Genomic DNA, 19,442 nt, shown 5'->3' on the forward strand with positions numbered 1-19,442 from the left:
GTATAGGCAATCGGGGTGCGGGCATGCAACCAGGAGGTCAATCTTTGAAGTCAATTAACGAGGGCCATATCGAAAAACGCAAGGGAGAGCATATTCGAATCTGCTTGCAGGAAGAAGTAACGGGAGTCGGCATTCGGACGGGACTTGAGGATTATCGCTTCAAGCATAATGCGCTTCCCGAGCTTTCTTTCGAGCGGATTCGTCTGGATACGCACTGGCTTGGAGAGCCGCTTCGTGTGCCGCTGCTTGTCAGCTCGATGACCGGCGGTACGAACGAGGCGGGGGCTATAAATAAACGGCTCGCTATGGCAGCCGAGGAGCGTGGCTGGGCGATCGGGCTAGGCTCCATGCGCGCGGCGCTGGAGAAGGAAGAGCTTGCGGCTACCTTTAAGATTCGTGAGTTTGCACCCAGCATCCCCATTATTGCCAATATCGGAGCCGTCCAGCTGAATTACGGCATGGGGCCGGAGGCATGTCAGCGTGCGGTTGATTTGGCTGAAGCGAATGCGCTTGTCCTGCATCTCAATGCCTTGCAGGAGGTATTCCAGCCGGAAGGCGATACAGATTTCAGCGGATTGCTTGTCAGAATTGAAGAGGTATGCCGCAACGTATCGGTTCCCGTAGGCGTGAAGGAAGTAGGATGGGGCATCGACGCCCAGACGGCTGTTCGATTAAGCGAAGCAGGTGTCGCCTTTATCGATGTAGCGGGAGCAGGCGGAACATCATGGAGCCAGGTCGAGAAGTATCGATCAAGCGATCCGGTACGCAGACAAGGAGCCGAGGCGTTCGCAGGATGGGGCATTCCGACTGCAGAGAGCTTGTCGGAAGTGCGGGCTGCCCTGCCCTCCATACCGATCGTTGCCAGCGGCGGGCTGCATAACGGAGTGGATGCCGCCAAAGCGATTGCGCTGGGAGCCAATCTGGCAGGGTTTGGCCGCTCCCTTCTCCCTCAAGCGGCAGGCGTGAACAGCGCGCTCTCGATCGAGAGTTTGATTGAACAGTTCGAGCGAATTGAATTTGAGCTTCGAGCGGCGATGTTCGGTATTGGAGCAGCCACCATTGCAGAGCTTGGAAGCACAGCCAGACTTGTAAGAACTTAAATATAGAACCCCAGATAACGGCAAGCCTGCTGCAAGGCTTGCCGTTATCTGATTAATCCGGTCCCCTCGATCTTCACTCGCGCATCTACGCTGAATTTGGCATTTGGATAGAGTTGATTCCAATTGTCCCAGCTGTTCGGGCCAGGATACATGGCCCGATATCGAAGGCCGAATCCGAAGGGGTCAATGCCGTGCTTTTGAATTTTTTTAAGAAGCGTTACGGTGGCCTTCTCATATTCAAGTGACAATGCATCCTCAACCGGCCCCCAAGGGCTCTCAAACAGACCGTTTGGCGCCTCCTCGAAGACGACGTCCATTTTAATTCTCATGTTAATGAGCAAGGGATCGTTATTTTTATGAATCTGAAAGCTGGAATTTAATTGATTGATCGCAATCACCATGGGTGTGCCCTTGAACATGCCGTGCATGGACGCTTTTGTGAAATGATCCGACATTTGATTGAACATCTGGGTTTCGGTCGGGGATAAAATCATTTTGATTTTACTCTTGTCGAATAAAGCGACTTGATTAATGACGTAGCTTTCTTTGCCGTCATTGGTAATGATTGCGAGCACAGGGTCCATGCCTTTCTCCGTCACCCTTCGGGATAGTCCGGATAACGTTTCCGCATAATTGTACGATGACTCGGTGCCATCAGCACCGAAGGACAGCAGAAGCGCATTGCCCGGATAACGTTCCGATGCTGGCTGTACGTGAAGGACGTTTTCGGCTGTTGGCCTTCCTATGGCCATCGTAGCTACGCTTTGAATGTCCCGTCTGCGCAGCATCCAATCGATCGACTGGTTAATGTCCCGCTTTGCGAGTTCCTCACCGATAATCATCATTTTGCAATGGCCGAAGTCAAGCTCTTTGTCCACATAGGCTTTCAGCATCCGCACGCCTTCCGCTATGCTAGGTGCATCAATTGTCTCATACTGGATCTTCGAGGCACCCGGCTCGATCTTGGGTGAAGGGATTGCGAGCTGGAGCGTGATCCGGTACGGTTTGCTTTTGTTGCCGGACCAGTCGATGCCGGTGCCAACGACGAAAAATCGTTTGTCAATATCCTTGAAGCCGCAGCCGCTAAGCGAAAGCAACACAAGGAAGAGAGTAATGACTGCCGCAAAACGTTTCATTCAGAACGGAGCCTCCTTCTGCTCAGGATGAAGATCCAGAGCACGCTGACGATCTCGGTGAACATCCGCAGAACGAGCCAATAAGACGTGATAAGATAGTTCAGCTTCTCATTCGTGAAGATGAGGTACAGCACGGTGGCCGTTGCGAATGTCCCCAGAATGATATAGTTGGATAAAGGTGCCTTGGGGCTGTCGATTTCCGGCTTGCTGCCTTTGAAGCAGCCCTTGATATATTCCATTCCAAGATGCCACCCCGACATCGTATAGACAAGCGTCAAGTTCAGGAATACGATCAGGAACAAGAAGACAACACGCTCGATGAACCCGTATTGCATGCTTAGCGAATCTGAAGTAACAGCCCATAAGTAAATATAGCGGTCTACCCCTTCCGTCCCGTGAAAGCCGATTGGGACAAAAAAAGTAATGACCAGGATGATAAATCCCAGCACCGGATAAATGTAAAGATGCTTAAACCGGAAATTGGGCGGAAGCAGCCTGTTGTATAGCGCCAGATAGATATAGCCTGTAAAGATTAATGTAGCCGCGGAAATCGTAATGATGGTCGGCATCTTTGTGACGTAATTGGCAACAACACGAATGGAATCCAAGTTTAGTTGCGGACTGCGAACCATTTTGAACAAAATAAACAGGATGATCGGAGCGTTTACGATAATTGTGATTTCGATAATAAAGTTAATGGTCAGGGTTGATCGCGAAGCGGCGTAAGCCGCTGCTACTACAAGCACGATAAGGATGATCGTAGAGTTGGTGTCCGGGTTGAAAAAACGATTGATAAGCACCGCATATGCGACTACAACGATCGTGGACGAGAACCACCACATTACCGCGAAAAAAATGGAAGACAGCGATACCAGCCATCGGGGACAGTGCAGTTTCAATATATCCTGAAAGCCAAGTCCGGGGTAGCGCGACATCGCATTGGTGAACATGTAGATCAGTATGGCGCCGATGACCGGTGCGACCAGCAATGAGGCTACTGCGCCCGAATAACGGTTGCTTACCAAAATATGCGGTACGAACAGCATCAGATTCATGAGGCTGACAAGCATGAAGTTGTAGAAGAAGTAACGATTCATTTGGTCCTCACCTGCCCAATGTCTCCCTCTGCGGGATTGATCTTGCCATGCAGACGGAAATAAGGTTTGCCGAAGCTTCGAAGATTGCATAGGTAGCAGAGATAGAGAAACAGTCCTACCGCTACACCGGTAATGCCGAAAAAAATGGAAGAAACAATTAAGGGATACTTGAGAAAGCGAACGGAAAACGACAGTGAGTTGATCGGAATGACGAAGTTGGATATCGCGACAACCGAAGTGACAATGATCATAATGCTGCTGACCAGACCCGCTTGCTGCGCCGCTTGGCCCAGGATCAAACCGCCGACGGTTGTTGCTGTCGATCCGATATATCGGGGCAGGCGAATGCTCGCCTCAATCAGCGTCTCAATCATGAACAGCATAATGAATACTTCAATATAGGACGGATAAGGCACGGCCGACCGGCTTGCTGCGATCGAGAAGGCAAGCTGCACCCGGAACAGCTCCGGATTATAGGAGACAATTGCGATATAGAGGGCAGGCAGCGTAATGGTCAACACGATGGACATGTACCGGATGATGATTAGGACCCTAGTCATCCAGTAGGCTTCATAGTTATCTTCGATCGCGTGCATGAAGTCGAAAAAGGAGGCGGGCATAATTAAGGCGAACATGCTTCCTTTGATGAGGACGACGACTTTTCCCTTGCCCAGCGCTCTGGCGATCCGGTCTGGCCGCTCCGTAATAAGAACGGTCGGGAACAGATGACGCCGCTTGCCGATCAGCAGCTTCTCCAGCTCTCCGGCGGCATGCACCATATCCACACTAATGCTGCTAAGCTTCGAGCGGACATTGTCCAGTACGGATGGATCGACATGCCGTTGATCAAACAAGACTAGGAGAGGCGTCTTCGAGATGTAGCCAACGGAATACTCTTCTATGCCAAGCTCCGGTACGGGATACATCGTTCGAATGAGATTGAGCGATTTGTTCAAGTCTTCGCTCAGGGCGATCTGCGGTCCTTGGATGGCGCTCTCAACCTGTGTTTGCGGGCTTTCATTGCAGATGACGTCCCCTGTAAACAGAGAATAGATGTCTCCAGTTTCGTTATCTCGAATCATGACATTGCCGCGCAGCAGCAGGTCTTGCCATCTGGCAGAGTCTTCGACCTTCAAGTATTCCGGTATCGTATGAAGATGTTTGCGATAAGAGACTTCTTCCTTCGTAAAGGGAACGGTAATAAAGTCGCTGACCATCTTCTCGTCGCATAGCGGGGCGATGTACGCGATATCGATACTCATGTCTTTATTGCGGAGTGTATAGGTTTTCAGATCCGCCGCTTCGGCGAATAACAACCGGATACGTTCATTCATGGCGCTCGCCTCCCGGGCAACATATTGCTTGCACGTATGACGTGGCAAGCTTCCATAGTTTGCGCCCCGTGGCAAAACTTATGCTAAGATAAGGTATGATCATGGCCGTTACTCATTCGGCAGACGAAAGGAAGCAAATGAACAGCTATGAAACCGTGGTATGAACAAAGCTTTGGCAAAGATTATATGATCGTCTATCGGCACAGGGATTGGGAGCATGCGAATCAGGAAGTCAGGAAGATGGCAAAGTGGCTGTCGCTGCCCGAGCAAGCCAGCGTGCTAGATATCGGCTGCGGCATGGGCAGACATTCGCTTGCTTTGTCGGAAGCGGGCTTTAATGTGACAGGGGTGGATTTGTCCGATACCCTTCTGGAGGAAGCGCGGGCTCATGATTGTGATGACCGTGTGAAATGGAAGGATGGGGACATGAGAGAATTGCCTTTTGCAGACGAGTCGTTTGATGCAACCTTCAATCTCTTTACGTCGTTTGGCTATTTTTCACTTGAAGAGGATAACGAGAGAGTCATTCAGCAGATTCGGCGCGTGCTGCGCAAGGGCGGCGCGTTTTTGATCGATTTCTTGAATCCTGTATACGTTGAACAAAATCTGGTGGCGCGTTCTGAACGGTTCGACGATTCATGCGGCCTGTCGATTGTGGAGAAACGCTGGATCACCGGCGGATGGGTACAGAAGGAGATTACGGTCTACGAGCCGCATGAGCCGGAGCATGCCAGACAATACTTGGAGCGAGTTCGGCTATATTCGCTTGAGTGGTTCGAGAAGCGCTATGAAGTATGCGGGCTTCGACTGGAACAGCTATACGGCAATTATGACGGCACCCATTATAATGAGGAACAATCACCGAGAATGATTATGGCAGGGAGTGCATTATGAATACGAACATATCTACACTAGCGCATGGATGGCTTCAGGTGAAGGTGCCATTGCCTTTCTCGCTGAAATGGGTCAACAGCTATATCATTCCCGAGCGGGAGGGCGTTACGGTCATCGATCCTGGACTGGGCACACCGGAGGCGAAGGAGCTATGGACGGATGTGCTTGCGGAAACGGGTCTTGACTGGGGAGACATCAAGCGGATTATGATTACTCATCAGCATCCCGACCATTACGGGCTGGCCGGATATATGCAGGAACGATCGGGAGCGCCTGTATGTATAACGGAACGGTCGCATGCTTATGCGATGCGGCTGTGGGGAGAAGGAAGCGGCTTCCCGAAGGCCCTTCGCGAACTGTACATTCACCACGGCATGCCTGGGGAGATCATGGATCGGATTGAACGCAATCTGGATGGGTTCATTGAGCTTGTATCGCCGCAGCCGCAGGTGGAGTATATAGCAGCAGGCCAGCGGCTTGTCCTGGGTGACTGGGAGTGGGAGCTAATCGACGCGCCGGGTCATGCATACGGGGCTGTATGCTTCTATCAGCCGGATATTCGCTGGATGGTATGCGGCGATCAAGTGCTTCCGCACATTACGCCTAATATCAGCGTTGTGCCGGGAGAGGAGAAGGACCCGCTGGAAGCATTCCTTGGCAGCCTGGAGCAATTGAAGAGTTACGATGTCGCCTTGGCGTTGCCAGGCCACCGCGATCCCTTTACGGATTTTCAAGGTAGAATCGACGAGCTGATTAGTCATCATGTCAGAAGGCTCGACCGGATGGCTGAGCTGCTGAAGCATGAGTCGTGCACAGCCTTCGCGTTGTGCGAGACACTGTTCGGCGTACGGCTGCGAGACAATCCCCATAACCTCAGATTTGCGATGTCCGAGACGCTGGCGCACCTTTATTATTTGGAGCGGGAAGGCAGAATTCGGAGCCGGGAAGTCGGTGCCGCTCTTGTATATGAGACGTTTTGATAGTGAAGCCCTTTGATGCCGAAACCGGTATGAGGGCTTCTTTTTTATGCGATTTTGCCGCTTCAGGGACGCTTTTTAACCATAAAAAAGCACCGTTCAACGATCACCGTTGATTTTGTACAACAATCGTTAGTTAGTGTTCTGGTATGGGGAGGGGTACCCGGATTAAGATAACATTATTCCATACACAAGATTACGAATGAGTAGGTGGTTAGTGGTGTTAGATCGAGTAGCCAAGAGGAAAAATTCAGCAAGCATGCAGCCTAACGCTTCTCTGGACAAAGCCTCCTTCTGGGTAAGGTTTGCGAGGCAATGGGACTATCAACTCATGATTTTGCCAGCTATCCTGTTTCTGTTGATATTCAGCTACGGGCCGATGTGGGGCGTGCTGATGTCGTTCCAGGAGTTCAATTTATTCAAGGGCTTTTGGGCGAGCGAATGGGTTGGTTTCCGTCATTTTGAGATGTTTTTTGAATCGCCGGAGTTTTGGCGCATTATGCGCAATACGTTCGCGATCAGCTTATTGAAGCTGGCAATCGGATTCCCGGCTCCTATCATCCTGGCTTTAATGCTTAACGAGATTGGCGGCGTATTGTTCAAACGCTTTGTCCAGACGATTACGTATATTCCGCATTTTATTTCATGGGTTGTCATTTCCGGCTTTGTATTCTCCATGTTCGCGGTAGATGACGGTGCAGTGAACAATGTGCTGCTCGCTCTCGGGCTGATCGACGCACCGATTAACTGGATGTCGTCCCCCAATTACTTCTGGTCGATTCTGATCGGCACGAACGTATGGAAGGAGATCGGCTTCGGCTCTATCGTCTATCTGGCGGCTATCGTCGGCATCGACCCGTCCCTGTATGAGGCGGCCGCAATCGACGGCGCCAGCAGATGGAAACAAATTTTTACCATTACGATTCCCGGTATCGCGCCTGTCATTATCATTTTCCTGATTCTCGGTGTCGGCAACGTGCTGAACGCAGGCTTCGAGGACATCATGATGCTTACCCGCAACCTGAACAACGGCATAGTCATGTCGGTCGCAGATGTGCTCGATACGTATGTGTACCAGATGGGGATTATGAACCAGCGTTATTCATACGCGACTGCGGCTGGACTATTCAAATCATTCCTTAGCATCGTGCTTCTTATTGGAGCCAATGCGATTGCACGCAAATTGGGGCGAGAGAGTCTATGGTAATCGGCTCACGTTATCAAGATGAAACTATCATGAGGAGTGGCGACATTGAAGCTGTCATATACAGATAAGGCATTGCGCGGCACGATCTATGCGCTGCTCACGATTCTGGCTTTTGTTACCTTCTATCCGTTCTGGAATTCATTCGTCATCTCGTTCAACAGCGGTTCGGATACGGCGCTGGGAGGCATTACGTTCTGGCCGAGGGATTTCACACTGCAGAATTACGAGATCGTATTTAAGGACAAACAAATTTTCAGCGCCTATTTTATTACGATTATGAGAACGGTGCTCGGAACGGCGTTGTCCATGTTCTTTACGGCATTGTTTGCTTACGGGCTATCCAAAAAGGGTATTCTGCTCAAAAAGTTTTATACGCTGTTTGCCATCTTTACGATGTTTTTCAACGGCGGTCTTATTCCGTACTTTATCATCGTATACAGCTTAAACCTGTACAACACGTTTTTCTTCTTGATCCTGCACGGTATGGTCAGCGTCTATAATATGATTATATTCCGGACGTTCTTCACCCAGCTGCCGGATGGCATCGAGGAATCAGCTAGAATCGATGGATGCTCGAACTTCGGTGTTTTCTTCCGAATCGTGCTTCCGGTATCGGGTCCGGTACTAGCGACACTCGGCTTGTTCACAGCGGTATTCCTATGGAACGACTGGTTCATTCCGGCTGTCTTTATCAACGATCAGAATTTGGTTCCCCTGCAGACGCTGCTTGTTCAGATTATTAACGCAGGTACAACTGCGAATCTGCTCAACAACCTGAATAGCTATGCGCAAAGCGCTGTCTCACAGACTGTGACGGTCAAGGCGCTGCAAATGGCGACGATGATGGTTGCGACGCTTCCGATTTTGGTGGTTTATCCGTTCTTGCAGCGCTACTTCGTAAAAGGTGTGCTCATCGGATCGCTGAAGGAATAGTCTTCTTCAGGACAAAGACGATTGGAAGAACTTGCAATAGGTCATTAACAACAGAGAGCAACGGGGATATACTGGTAACAGTATATCCCGGTTCGCTTTTTTCTGTTTTACGAGGGAGGGTCAATTGTGTACAAAGCTATCGTCGTGGACGATGAAAATTACGATTTGGAAGGCATGAGGCAGCTGATCCCATGGACGGAGCTGGGTATTGAGGTGTTGAGATGGGAGAACAAGCCGCTTGCGGCATGGTCATTCATCGAGCAGAACCATCTGGATATTCTGATTACCGATATCAAAATGCCCATTATGAGCGGTCTGGAGCTAGCCAAGCTGGCCCAGCAAAAAAATAACCATGTGAAAAAAGTGTTCATTAGCGGTTATCAGGATTTCGACTATGCCAAGCAAGCGCTGGATATGAAAGCGGATGCTTATCTGCTCAAGCCCGTTGAGGATGATGAATTAATTGAAATTTTGCGTCGTATTGTGGCAGAACTCGACACAATGAAGGAAGAGGAGGCCGTAAGCATGGACTCCTTCGAATTTATCCGCAATGATGTCGTGCTCCATCTGCTGGAGGGCGATATGGACGAACAGACGCTGCATACCTTTCTGCAGAAATATTCCGTGAACATTCCGAAGACAGCTGCTGCCGCGGTGTTAATTGAAGTGGATCGCGTGCTGCCGAGCCGTTATTCCGAGCGCGATCACGCTATTCTGTTGGATCATACGCTGGAGCTGATCATGAATTATATCGACAAGCGCAATCTTGGTCTGTATTGCAAGGTGTCGGCTGCCCGTATTGGCCTGATCTATACAGGCTCCGATATCGGTATGGCCGATGAACTGAATCGTATGATCGATCAGGTAAGATCGGGAGGTCCGCTTACGGCTACCATCAGTTTCGGCGATCCCGTTACGGATCGTGGCTCGCTAGTGTCCTCATTCGGACAAGCGCGCGAGCTGATCGGCTACAAGATGTTTCTTGGAAGGGACCGAATTATTCTTCCAGGCGAGGCGAAGTGGACGGAGGCGAGGGAAGTCCGGGATGTGAACTCCATTCTGGATCAGATGTTTACGGCGACAGTCAATTATCAATTGGTTCGCATATGCGATTGCATGGAGGAACTGTTCCAACTGGTGAAGACGTTCAAGAAGCCGATCAGAGTCTATCATTTCTCTCTGCACATCGTGATGAAGCTGGAGCATTACTTGGAGCAAATGAACGAAAGCTTCCACAGCTTGCTTGGCTGGGGCAATGATTACTTCGATACGATCAATCAGTTCGAGACAGCGCATGATATTCAGTCTTGGCTGCAGCGAACGCTATTCGAAATATCGGAGATGGTCTATACACGCAAGCAAAGCCGAAACAACCGCCTGTTCGATGAGATTACAGGGTATGTGAAGCAGCATCTATCGGAGGAGATAACACTGAAGGAGATGGCCAACCATTTTGCCTACTCGCCCAATCATCTTGGTCATATGTTCAAAGTCACGATGGGTGTCAGCTTTAATGAATATATGGCGATGTGCAGGATGGAGAAGGCAAAGGAGCTGCTGCGCAATCATAAGTTGAAAGTGTATGAAGTAGCCGATCAAGTCGGATACAAGAGCTTGACGTACTTTAGCCGGGCATTCCGCGAATATGCGGGCATGACGCCGGGAGACTACAGAAAGCAAGGGTGATCTCATGAACCGCCGTTCCAAACGGTTTTTCCCGCTTCGTTATAAGCTATTAGTCTCTTATATTCTGCTCGCGCTCATACCGGTGCTGGTCATTGGCAGCTATTCCTACTATTATACGATGCATTCTATTGAAGAGCGGACCAAAGATAATCTGAAGGTGGCGCTTAGCCAATTCTCCAATAGCGTACAGATGCGTATGTCCGATATTATCCGGACTTCGGATGCTGTCTTCGACGATCAAGTGCTGTCCCGTTATTTGTCGGGATATATTCTGGGCTATGAGCGTCATCAGATTATGACGACGTACGTATTGCCCAAGCTTGATATGGCCACTGCGTTGCCCAATGTGCAGGTGATGCTCGACGTATATTTGGACCGTCCTTCCGTAGATGAATACTATTATGAGGCGAAAGAGAAGTTTCTGCGTGACGGACAGCGGCAATTCGGCATTCGGTATACAGAACGAATCCAGGATGAGCCATGGTATCAAGAGATGCAGGATATGGCCTATGACCGAATGATTTGGCAGCAGATCACAAATGACAAGGAATATCAGAATATATCACTCGTCAGGCCGCTCATTGACTATGAACGAATCGGCAAGAGCGGGTTAATCAAAGTAACGGTAAAACTGAAGGATATATTCGAAGACTTTGATTTCAGTGCATTTGGTGAAGGGATGAAGCTGGTCGTTGTCGATGAAGATAACAAGCTGCTGTATTCGAGCTCCATTCCGGAGGAGCAATATGACGAAAAAATGCTTATACATGCCGAGGCCAATGGAAATATGCTGCTGGAATCTTCACTAGGAAATATGAATGCCCGAATTGCGGTTCTAGTGCCGCTGGAATCGCTGCATAAGGAATCGTTTCATATGAGAAATACGGTTATCTTAATCTGCTTATCCAGTATGCTGGTTGCTATTCTAATCAGTATCTTTACGTCCAAAGTATTTACGCTGCGATTCGGTAAGCTTGTGCACTCCTTGCAGGCTTTTAAGGAAGGAGACCTCCAGCGGCGAATCAAGTACAAAGGCCATGATGAATTCAGGCAAATATCCGAAGCGTTTAACGACATGGCTTCCACCATTCAAAGCCAGATTAACGAAATATACATAAGCAAGCTGGAGAAGAAGGAAGCGGAGCTGCAAATTTTGCATGCACAGATCAATCCTCATTTCCTTTACAATACATTCTCGTCGATCAGCCGCATGGCAAAGCTTGGAGAGCTGACGAAGCTTCATGAGATTATCCGCTCACTCGCCAAGTTCTACCGAATGACCTTGAATCGCGGGGAAATGTTCATCCCGATTGGCAAGGAAATCGAAATTATAGAGTCTTATCTTAGCATTCAGAACATCAAATACGCCGATCGGATTATCGTCAGATTCACCATTGACGAATCGCTGCTGGAATACAAGACTGTAAAATTTGTTCTGCAGCCGTTCGTGGAGAACGTGCTGGAGCACGCCTGGTACGATGATCAAATCGAGATCGACGTGGCCCTCTTTACGGAGAATAACGGGGAAATTGTGATGGAGGTCCGCGATAATGGCCTCGGTATGAAGGAAGAAACCATCAAGGCTATTTTCAGTGAATCGGGCAACGGCATCGGATACGGTATTCGAAATGTAGAGCAGCGAATCAAACTCCATTTCGGACAGTCTTACGGCGTTACCATTCGCAGCATGATCGGTCATGGTACGGCGGTGCGGCTGCGTATTCCTGCAGTAGAGGAGCTGGAGAAGGATAGCGGCGAGACGGGTTGAACGATGGAAACTCACGGGAGTAAACGTTTGCAAAAAGCGTCATTGATTTAGTACACATTTCGTTGATTGGGACGATTTTTTGCCTCGGCTATCAATTTTATAATGAGCATGTAGCACATAATCAAGAGAGGGGCAAATGATCCATGAACAGCAAAAAATCGTTTCAAGCGCTTATCGTACTGGCGCTTAGCGTCATCCTCGTGCTTAGCGCTTGCTCGAAGAAAAATGAACCGGCTCCATCGCCGAGTCCGGTGGCGTCGCCAAGCGGCAATGAACAAGGTTCTCCTAATGAGGGAGGGGATGGCGGCGAAGTTTCCACGGATCCGCGTTCCAAGGTAAAACCAGTAACCTTTACGCAATACGTACATTATGACTGGTTTACAGCGCCTTCCTGGGAAGAGCGTCCGCATGGCAAATGGATTACTGATACACTCGGTGTCAAGATGGAGCCGATACAGTCCAATGGTGCTGCAGCTCAGCGCCTGAACTCCATGATCGTATCCAACGAACTGCCGGATGCGATTGTGCTGGACAAAGGTAAGGATGTAGAGCGTCTGGTAGACGCAGGCAAGCTGGTTGCGCTTGACCCTTATCTGGAGAAATATCCGGAGTTTGTTGCAGCGATCGGCGAAGAGACGCTGAACATGCTGCGCAGCGCCGACGGCAAGCTTTACCAAATTCCGAACTGGTACATTAACGGCGACCAAGGCAACGGCAACGCGGCCTACATCGTCAACAAGAAAATTCATAAAGATTTGGGCTCCCCTCCGCTTGAGACTTGGGATGACCTTGAAGCTTATTTGAAACAAGTGAAGGAAAAGCATCCGAACATTATTCCTTTTGATGCGGGTGAAGTACGCGACGGTTCCGAGCTGCAATTGCTTGGCATGCTGTATAGCGGCGCGGCGAATGGGAATACGCCTCATTACATCTCGCCAGGCGGCATATTCGGCGTACCGCAAGGCGACAAGATCGTCTCCATCTTCCAGGATGAGTCCTTCAAGGAAGCGGCGCTTTATACGAGCCGTCTGTTCCGTCAAGGCTTGACATCCCAGGATATGTTCACGCAAACCCGCGACCAAATCAATGAGAAGCTAAGAGCGGGCAATGTCGCTGTATTCGCAGCATACGACGCCGTAGTTGAAGGCATTGGACGCGAAGCGAACAACACACTTAAAGCCAAAGATCCAGAAGCGGGTTATGATGTGATCTGGCCAGTACACAAGGCGGGCGTAGATAGAAATCAGGTGTTCCCGTCCGGTTACAATGCACTTGGCTGGAACGTCAACGTCATTACGACCAAGGCTTCTGATCCTGAAGCGATCTTCGCTTACATGAACTGGGCAACGAGCGAAGAAGGTCAACGCGTATTCTTCTTTGGTCCTCCGGGACTGTTCTATGACGACGTACTAGACGGTGTGCCGGTACCGAATGATGCTTACATCAACCGCGATCTCAAAAAATACGATGAGCTGAAAATCGGCGAATTCAACTGGTATGGCAATACGGTTTATATCGATACGACAAAAGGCAAGCGTGAGCAATTGCTGTCAGAGGAAGCGCAAGATTGGACGACAGTCGGTCAGACGACCATATCGTTCAAGACGTCCAAAAACATTACGGAGTTCTCCAATCTGACGCCGGTTCCAACGTCGGAAGAAGGCATTATTATGCAGCGTCTGACGGATTACTACAAGCAAGCTGTATCTCAGATCGTCTTCGCAAAGACTGACGCGGAAGTGGTTTCACTTATCGAGAAGGCCGATAAGGATACGCAAGGTTTGGGCTACCAAAAACTGCTGGACTGGAAGAGCACTAAGTGGAAAGAGAATCTTGAAATTATGAAAAAATAATTGTGCCACAACCCCTTCGACTTTGCGTTGATTGCTGATAGACGGCAACCGGCGCAAAAGTCGAAGGGGGTTTCATTAAGGAATAGGAAAGAGGGGCCGCTTTCGAAGGTTGTATAACCTGCGAGAGCGGCCCCTCTTACTTGCGGCTTAGTCGAGCGGCGGAGTTGTAACGCCTTCGCGCTCGGCTTGTCTGCGATGGGCGATGCGGCTTGCTGCGGAGGCGGCAATAGCACCGACAATATCATCGAGGAAAGTATGGATTTCGCCGTCGGTTTTGCTGTTCAGGCGGACGAGTATGCCTGGCTTTAATTTATCGACATAGCCGAAGTTCGTAAAACCGATGCTCCCGTATACGTTCACGATCGACAAAGCCAATATTTCATCGCAGCCATACAAGCCTTCATCATGCTTGATCATGTCTTGCAGCGGAGGCAGCAGCTTGCCTTCCTCAGCAAGCATATCCAGTTGGATCCCGGTCAGCACGGCGTTCTGCACCTCACGCTTGGACAATACGGCATCCACATGCTCCAGGCAATCATCCGCCGTCAGACCTGGAAAATAATCCTTCTGCAAGAAGAGCACCAGCTCGGCAATATCCCCTTTGGTCACTCCTCGTTTGGCGAGCCATTCATCCGTTGCAGCAGCTACTTTCGAGCTGTTCAGGCTGTAAGTATTCGAGTTCTCGTTCAATGTGGTTCCCCCTCATGATTTTATGGACAAAACTGGTCTAAAACAGGGAAGGGCTCGTATACATATTACTACAAATGAGGAGTTGTACAAAGCCGACAGGCTAAAATCAATTGGGGAGGAATTATCTACATGATTCAAAAAAAATGGATTCGCCGCACCGCATACGTTGCCCTTATGGCACTGCCCGTTCTAACCGCGGGATGCGGATTGTTCTCACAGCAAACAAGCAAATCAATCGATCCGCCGCAACAAGTGGAGCAGACCGATGGGATCGAGGGTGAAAGCGAGCCTACCGGACAGGCTCCGGCTGAGGGCATAACCGCCTCTACGCTTACGGTCTACTTGCAGGACAGCAATGGCTATTTGGCACCCGTTACGGTGCCTGCAGCATTGACTGAAAAGGAATCAGCACCGCAGAAGGCATTGGAAATTATGGTGGACAGCGGCGCTTACGCTTCCCTTCTGCCAGAAGACTTCCGTGCCCTCATCCCTCAAGGTACGCAGGTGCTGTCCTATGATTACGATGTGGAGCACAAAATCGCTAAAATCAATTTGTCCGAGGCGTTCACGGATTACCCGGAGCAGGATGAGCGAGCTATCGTCGAAGCGATTACATGGACGCTGACGGCCATGAGCGGCATCCAAGGTGTAGAGCTTCAAGTGGAGGGCGAGCCGCTTGAGGAGATGCCGGTAGCGGGCTTCCCGATTCAAGGCGAGCTGACGCGCACGATCGGCATCAATATCGAGCAGGCGGACGGCGTGAACATCACAAGCTCCTATCCGGTTACCCTGTATTTCTCCGCTGAGACGCTGCATGAGGAGCAATATTATGTGCCGGTTACCAGACTTATCGAGCGTTCAGATTCGACGGCGCACGCCGCACTTGAGCAATTGATCGAAGGACCGCTTGATAAGAAGAAGCTGACAAGTGTCATACTGCCCGATGTGGCAGTAACGAACATCGAAGAGAAAGACGGCGTTCTCGTAGTGGATCTGCAAGACGAGGCTTACGTAACAGGCCAGCTCATCCCATCCGAGATGCTGCAAGCTGTCGTCCTGTCGCTGACGGAGAGCACGAATGCGTCGCAGGTCCAGATCCGAATTAATGGGGAGACGAACCTGGTCGACGACAGCAACAATTCCTATAGTAAGCCAGTAGGCAGACCGCATCATGTGAATGCGCTGAAATCGTAAAACATAGGTGTGAGCGAATAAAAGACTGACCCGGCGGAGCAGTTGCCGCTAAGGGTCAGTCTTTTTTATTTTCATAGGAATTTGACACATGGAGCACTGTAATTTGCGCCTTTAGATGCATTCCTTTCATGACTTTGTTAGAATAGAAAGGGTTGAAAATGGATGAATGATTCAGGAGGCTTATCAAATGAGAAATGACAGCCGGGAGCCGAACCAGCTTCGGCCGGTATCGATTACGACGAATGTAAACAAACACGCAGAAGGTTCGGTCTTGATCGAGGTAGGCGATACGAAGGTTATCTGTACGGCCAGCATTGAGGAACGTGTGCCTCCTTTTATGAAGGGACAAGGCAAAGGCTGGATTAACGCAGAATATTCGATGTTGCCGCGCGCAACCCATTCGCGTAATCAACGCGAGTCTGCCAGAGGCAAGCTCACGGGACGCACGATGGAGATTCAACGCCTTATTGGCAGAGCGCTGCGATCTGTAGTCGATCTGAGCGCGCTAGGCGAGCGTACGATTACGTTGGATTGCGATGTGATTCAAGCCGACGGCGGCACGCGTACAACGTCCATTACGGGCGCCTTCGTGGCATTGGCTCTTGCGGTGCATCATATTTCGAAGACGGTCTCCTTCAATAAATATCCGATTCGCGATTTTCTTGCTTCCGTTAGTGTAGGCGTTATTCAGGAAAGAGCGCTGCTCGATCTGAATTACGAGGAGGATTCGAAGGCGAAGGTTGATATGAACGTTGTTATGACGGGTCAAGGCAAATTCGTTGAAGTGCAAGGAACGGGCGAAGATGCGCCGTTCTCGCGTGAGGAACTTAATGAGCTGCTTGCGCTTGGTGAGGCTGGAATCGCCGAATTGATCGAGAAGCAGCGTGAAGTTCTGGGAGAAGTTGCCGCTCGCATAGGGGTTAAGTAAATGACGAGAAACTGGCTTGAAGGTCATGATACCGTAGTCGTGGCTACCAAAAACGCCGGCAAAGTGAAGGAATTCGCTCATGCGCTCCAGAAGCTGGGGAAAGCTGTTGTCAGTCTGCACGACTATCCTTCCATTCCTGACATTGTCGAGGATGGAGATACTTTCGCGGCTAACGCTCGGCTTAAGGCAAAGGCAACTGGAGACGCGCTGGGCGTGCCTGCCTTGGCAGATGACTCCGGCTTATGCGTTGATGCGCTGGAAGGAAGACCAGGCGTCTATTCCGCACGTTACGCGGGTGAGGGGGCGGCTGATTCCGCTAATAACGCGAAGCTGCTGCAGGAACTGAGCCAGATTGGCGCTGCATTGGCGGAGCCTGAACTAAGTGACGGCTCGAAACCGCTCAGCCGCGCTCAATTCGTATGCGCGCTCGCGCTGTATGATCCCGCGACAGGTGAGTTTATCGAAGCGGAGGGCACCGTTGACGGCATTATAACGGATCGTCCGCATGGCGACGGAGGTTTCGGCTATGACCCGTTGTTCTGGCTTCCTCAGCTTGGCAGAGGGATGGCAGAGCTGTCCAAGGAAGAGAAGGGCGCTATCAGCCATCGAGGCGAGGCTTTGAAGCTGCTGATGACGAAGCTCGGAATCCATAATGAATAAGGCAATATGAGAAATGGCGATGCTCAGGATGGTAATCCTGTCATCGCCATTTTCTGTTCAGGAGTTGCTCGCTATCCCACTGTAACTTTATACTGCTTCAGCCACACATTGACTTGATAGAGATAGGCAAAAAGCTGGGGACCGGACATGAGCTGACCGAACCATGGGAGATTCGAGCTGGCGGAATCGGATTCTGCGAGTTCCCTTACCTTTTTCACATTAATTAAGGGAAGCAGAGGAGAGGTAGGATCGTTTAATACATCCAGCAGCAAGCCTTTGACCGCAGCCAAATAGTTTGGGTTATGCGTCTTCGGATAAGGGCTCTTCTTCCTCCACAGGACGTCATCGGGGAGAGCGCCTTGCAGCGCTGTGCGCAAAATCCCTTTCTCCCGGGTGCCTGCCGTCTTGATTTCCCAGGGTATGTTCCACACATATTCCACCAACCGGTGGTCGCAGAAGGGAACGCGAACTTCAAGTCCGGCAGCCATGCTCATCCGATCTTTCCTGTCTAGCAGCGTAGGCATGAACCGGGTTATGTTCAAATAAGACATGCGGCGCATCCGTCTACGGGTCTCATCCTCGCCATCCAATTGTGGAACTTCTGCAACTGCATCGGCATATCGGTCTCCGATATATTCAGCCGGCCTGATCCAGGCCGCGATATCAGGGGACAACAGATCCGCGCGCATCCCAGTTGCGAGTGACCATGGGAAAGTATCGGCCTTCAGTGCCTCCTCCCGATGAAACCACGGATAGCCGCCGAATATTTCATCCGCCGCTTCTCCTGAGATGGCCACAGTCGCCCCTTTTTTGATCTCATGACAGAAGAGCAGCAAGGAAGCGTCCACATCTGCCATGCCCGGCAAATCACGTGCTATCGTGGCATTGTGCAACGCGGCGACCAGCTCCGGTGTATCGAATTGAATCGGATGATGAATCGTGCCGAGATGCGAGGTCATTCGTTCGATCCAGGGTGCATCGCTATTCGGCTGGAAAGCATGTGCCTTAAAATGTTTGTCGTTGTCTCGGTAATCGACCGAATACGTATGGACGTTGCCCTGCCCGTTCTTAGTGTAATAATTAACAGCCAGCGTCGTAAGTGCGCTTGAATCCAGCCCGCCTGACAGGAGCGTGCATACCGGCACATCGGAAATAAGCTGGCGGATGACCGTGTCCTCCAGCAACTCTCCGACATGCTCCGCTGTTTGTTGCACATCATGCTCATGCGGGGCGCTCCTAAGCTGCCAGTACGTAATCGTTTTGACGCCCGCCCGGTTCACGACCATGCATTGTCCCGGTTTTAATTCGCTTATTCCTTTATAGACGCCATGACCTGGCGTTCTCGCCGGTCCGATGACGAAGATTTCGGCTAAGCCTTCTGCATCCACTTCCGCCTTCACTGCCGAGTGCTCTAGAATGCTTTTCGGCTCCGAGCCAAAAATAAACAAGCCGTCCCGCTGGCTGAAAAACAGCGGTTTGACGCCCAGACGGTCTCTTGCAAGGAACAGTTCCTGCGCGGTTGAATCCCAGATTGCAAAGGCGAATATGCCATTGAACCGTTCTACGCATGCCCTTCCCCACTCCATAAAGGCGACAAGCAGCACTTCCGTGTCGCAGGTTGTCGTAAAGGAGCGTCCTCGGCTCTGAAGCTCCTTCTTTAGCTCTGGAGCATTATATAGCTCTCCGTTATAGACGATCACATATTTGTCGTCTCCCGTATACCGAATCATGGGCTGGGCGCCATTCTCCGGGTCCATGACGGAGAGGCGGCGATGTCCAAGCGCGCAATGCGTTGTAATCCAGGTACCCGCCGCATCAGGTCCGCGCGGGGCGAGTGTATCTGTCATTCGCTCCAGATTGTCGCTTTCTTTGGTCAAGTCGCTGTTCCAATCCATCCAGCCGGTAATTCCGCACATCCTTCTCATTCCTCTCTATGCTGGACTCCAGTTGCGATCATAACAGTTATATGCTGAAAAAAGGGATAT

At 50.5% G+C, this 19,442-nt stretch carries 16 protein-coding genes; 11 read left to right on the forward strand and 5 right to left on the reverse strand.

The window, feature by feature from the left end:
- Positions 1-23 precede the first annotated feature (23 nt).
- The gene (gene fni / locus DX130_RS02060; RefSeq protein ID WP_116042430.1) at positions 24-1,100 is read left to right on the forward strand and encodes a type 2 isopentenyl-diphosphate Delta-isomerase; all 1,077 of its coding nucleotides are present in this window, start codon (positions 24-26) and stop codon (positions 1,098-1,100) included.
- 44 nt (positions 1,101-1,144) lie between these two features.
- Here the strand turns inward: fni and DX130_RS02065 are convergent, their stop codons facing one another.
- Genes DX130_RS02065 through DX130_RS02075 form a run of 3 tightly spaced genes read right to left on the reverse strand, consistent with a single transcriptional unit; the run spans position 1,145 to position 4,667 of the window.
- The gene (locus DX130_RS02065; protein ID WP_116042432.1) at positions 1,145-2,236 is read right to left on the reverse strand and encodes a Ger(x)C family spore germination protein; all 1,092 of its coding nucleotides are present in this window, start codon (positions 2,234-2,236) and stop codon (positions 1,145-1,147) included.
- Positions 2,233-3,333: a GerAB/ArcD/ProY family transporter gene (locus tag DX130_RS02070; RefSeq protein WP_165861124.1), complete on the reverse strand. Its 1,101-nt coding sequence runs from the start codon at positions 3,331-3,333 to the stop codon at positions 2,233-2,235. Before DX130_RS02070 ends, DX130_RS02065 begins: the two co-directional genes overlap by 4 nt.
- Positions 3,330-4,667, reverse strand: coding sequence for a spore germination protein (locus tag DX130_RS02075; protein WP_116042435.1), 1,338 nt, complete (start codon positions 4,665-4,667; stop codon positions 3,330-3,332). The genes DX130_RS02070 and DX130_RS02075 overlap by 4 nt, the downstream gene beginning before the upstream one ends.
- Before the next feature lie 147 nt (positions 4,668-4,814).
- Between DX130_RS02075 and DX130_RS02080 the strand changes: the two genes are divergently transcribed.
- From DX130_RS02080 to DX130_RS02110, 7 genes are all read left to right on the forward strand, one after another.
- On the forward strand, positions 4,815-5,561 hold the full coding sequence (locus DX130_RS02080) for a class I SAM-dependent methyltransferase (protein WP_116042437.1): 747 nt from the start codon (positions 4,815-4,817) through the stop codon (positions 5,559-5,561).
- On the forward strand, positions 5,558-6,541 hold the full coding sequence (locus DX130_RS02085; RefSeq protein WP_116042438.1) for an MBL fold metallo-hydrolase: 984 nt from the start codon (positions 5,558-5,560) through the stop codon (positions 6,539-6,541). Before DX130_RS02080 ends, DX130_RS02085 begins: the two co-directional genes overlap by 4 nt.
- Before the next feature lie 256 nt (positions 6,542-6,797).
- A complete protein-coding gene (locus DX130_RS02090; RefSeq protein ID WP_116042440.1) occupies positions 6,798-7,745 on the forward strand; it encodes an ABC transporter permease in 948 nt (315 codons plus the stop codon).
- A 45-nt stretch (positions 7,746-7,790) separates the two neighbouring features.
- Positions 7,791-8,678: a carbohydrate ABC transporter permease gene (locus tag DX130_RS02095; protein ID WP_116042442.1), complete on the forward strand. Its 888-nt coding sequence runs from the start codon at positions 7,791-7,793 to the stop codon at positions 8,676-8,678.
- Positions 8,679-8,804: 126 nt separating this feature from the next.
- Positions 8,805-10,364 carry a helix-turn-helix domain-containing protein gene (locus DX130_RS02100; RefSeq protein ID WP_116042444.1) on the forward strand — a complete coding sequence of 520 codons (1,560 nt, stop codon included), beginning with the start codon at positions 8,805-8,807 and terminating at the stop codon, positions 10,362-10,364.
- Between the two features lie 4 nt (positions 10,365-10,368).
- A complete protein-coding gene (locus tag DX130_RS02105) occupies positions 10,369-12,132 on the forward strand; it encodes a cache domain-containing sensor histidine kinase (RefSeq protein WP_116042445.1) in 1,764 nt (587 codons plus the stop codon).
- Positions 12,133-12,275: 143 nt separating this feature from the next.
- Complete coding sequence (locus tag DX130_RS02110; RefSeq protein ID WP_116042447.1) at positions 12,276-13,985, forward strand: extracellular solute-binding protein; 1,710 nt, start codon at positions 12,276-12,278, stop codon at positions 13,983-13,985.
- A gap of 147 nt (positions 13,986-14,132) precedes the next feature.
- Here DX130_RS02110 and DX130_RS02115 read toward each other — a convergent pair whose 3' ends face one another.
- The gene (locus tag DX130_RS02115) at positions 14,133-14,675 is read right to left on the reverse strand and encodes a phosphatidylglycerophosphatase A family protein (RefSeq protein WP_116042449.1); all 543 of its coding nucleotides are present in this window, start codon (positions 14,673-14,675) and stop codon (positions 14,133-14,135) included.
- A 129-nt stretch (positions 14,676-14,804) separates the two neighbouring features.
- Between DX130_RS02115 and DX130_RS02120 the strand changes: the two genes are divergently transcribed.
- From DX130_RS02120 to rdgB, 3 genes are all read left to right on the forward strand, one after another.
- Positions 14,805-15,869, forward strand: coding sequence for a GerMN domain-containing protein (locus tag DX130_RS02120; protein WP_116042451.1), 1,065 nt, complete (start codon positions 14,805-14,807; stop codon positions 15,867-15,869).
- Between the two features lie 187 nt (positions 15,870-16,056).
- Complete coding sequence (gene rph / locus DX130_RS02125; protein WP_116042452.1) at positions 16,057-16,797, forward strand: ribonuclease PH; 741 nt, start codon at positions 16,057-16,059, stop codon at positions 16,795-16,797.
- Positions 16,798-17,457, forward strand: a complete 660-nt coding sequence (rdgB, locus tag DX130_RS02130; RefSeq protein WP_116042454.1) for an RdgB/HAM1 family non-canonical purine NTP pyrophosphatase — start codon at positions 16,798-16,800, stop codon at positions 17,455-17,457.
- Between the two features lie 71 nt (positions 17,458-17,528).
- Here the strand turns inward: rdgB and asnB are convergent, their stop codons facing one another.
- On the reverse strand, positions 17,529-19,373 hold the full coding sequence (gene asnB / locus DX130_RS02135; RefSeq protein WP_116042455.1) for an asparagine synthase (glutamine-hydrolyzing): 1,845 nt from the start codon (positions 19,371-19,373) through the stop codon (positions 17,529-17,531).
- Positions 19,374-19,442 lie beyond the last annotated feature (69 nt).

It is taken from the genome of Paenibacillus paeoniae (genome assembly GCF_003388735.1).
Taxonomy (GTDB): domain Bacteria; phylum Bacillota; class Bacilli; order Paenibacillales; family Paenibacillaceae; genus Pristimantibacillus; species Pristimantibacillus paeoniae.